A 1,778-nucleotide genomic window follows, 5' to 3' on the forward strand; every position below is an offset into this window, starting at 1 on the left:
AAAGGGACTATTTATAAAGACTACTCAGGACAAGGAACGCATCAGACTTATCACACCGCCACCTTATCAGGGGTGAACGTTGTGGCGACAAACAGCCATGGCTTAACCTTAACGGTCGACAGTGACAGTAAGGGTGAATATGAAATTGCGAATATAGGTGAAGGCAGCTGGACGATAAGTGTAGAAGCACCGGCAAATTCAGGTTATGACTTCAGTTATGTGGCACAGAAAGTGGGCGGCGCGATTACATCCATTACCGGTAATGGTGTTGTTGTCGATATCGCCTCCCCATCCTCGTCGTCCACCAAAATCACCACGGTTGATTTCGGTCTGAAAGGACAGGCGAGCATTGAAGGTCAGGTCGTGATAGACGTGATTGCGGAAGATGGCGCGGTGATCAATGCACAGGATATCGGAATTGATACGTTATTTACGGATTACACGGTAGGATTATATGTAGATAATAATCTGGTGAAAGAGGTTAAAGCGGTCAGTACGGGTAGTGCAGAGCACGAGTTAGGCAACTATCAGTTTGACAACTTAGTCTCGGGTGTTGATTATCAGGTGAAAGTAAGTCGTCCGGGCACGGATTATGTTAGCAGCTTTATGTTAAGCGACATCAGTCACTCGGTAGTAATCAATAAGACTGACAGTGAAATGAGTGAAACTTATCAGTTTACGGGAGCAACAGATAAAGCGACAGGGGTAAGCTTTGCGTGGAAAGGTAGCACCAGTATTAAAGGTAAAATTTACTTAGACAGTGATGATAACGGAGTGTACAACGCCTCCACGGACAGCAGTGTTAATGCGGACTTGACGGTGAAATTCAGTAATATCAACAATCCGGCATTACAGATAACACAAACAATTGCAGCCGGTGAGACAGTTTATGAACTAGGCGGCATGATCCCGGGCAAATGGCAAATTGAAGTGGAAGGGGTACCGAGCACGTTACGAGCAAGCTTTGACCCGGATGATGCGCATCATGACAGCAAAGGTTACTTAACCTTACCGAAGACAGTCAATCAGGCAATCATTGATATCACAGGTAACCTAACCGATCAGGACTTTGGTTATATCCATGGTGGTATTATTGAAGGTAAGCTTGTAGAAGACAGTGAAGGGACAGGTTCAAACTCAGCTGACAGTTATAAGGGGTTATCGGGTGTAAATGTTTATCTGTTAGACAGTGATAAAAAGCATGTGATGGATAAAGATGGCAAGCCAATGACGTCGATGACGGATAATAATGGTCAGTTTAGCTTCCGTAATCTGGCAATCGGTAACAATAGTGGCAGTGCTGTTACGCATCATATCCGTTTACTGTTTGGAAATTATCATGATGGCGTGGTGGGTTCAACGCAGGAGAGCCTGCTTTATGAACGCATTCCATCGTTTGAGAAGTACACAGACATCGACGGAAAAGTGGTTGAGCATCCGTTAATCGACTTGTCCTCACCACCGTCATCGATCGTGTATAACGGAGTAGGTGGAGCCCAAACCTTACCGATCGGTTTGAAAGATAACACGTTAACAACCTATTCGGCCTCGATTAACGATTTAATGTTGGGTTATCGGGCAGCGGATGAGGATATAACGGTTATAAAAACAGCGTTAAAAGATAATGTTGTGACAGGTGATATTGTTCCTTACAGCATAAAAGTGATCAATAACACGGTACAAACAGCGAATATCAAAGTGAAAGACATCTTACCGGCAGGGTTTAAGTATGTAAAAGGCTCCTCACGTTTAGATGGTAAGAAGATAGCCGACCCGAA

At 44.3% G+C, this 1,778-nt stretch carries 1 protein-coding gene; it reads left to right on the forward strand.

Annotation, left to right across the window (positions count from 1 at the left end; translation table 11 throughout):
- On the forward strand, positions 1 to 1,778 hold a 1,778-nt coding region (locus tag ACGH4F_RS09540), incomplete at both ends, for a hypothetical protein (protein ID WP_411591018.1).

It is taken from the genome of Gilliamella sp. CG35, assembly GCF_046635745.1.
GTDB lineage: Bacteria > Pseudomonadota > Gammaproteobacteria > Enterobacterales > Orbaceae > Gilliamella > Gilliamella apicola_I.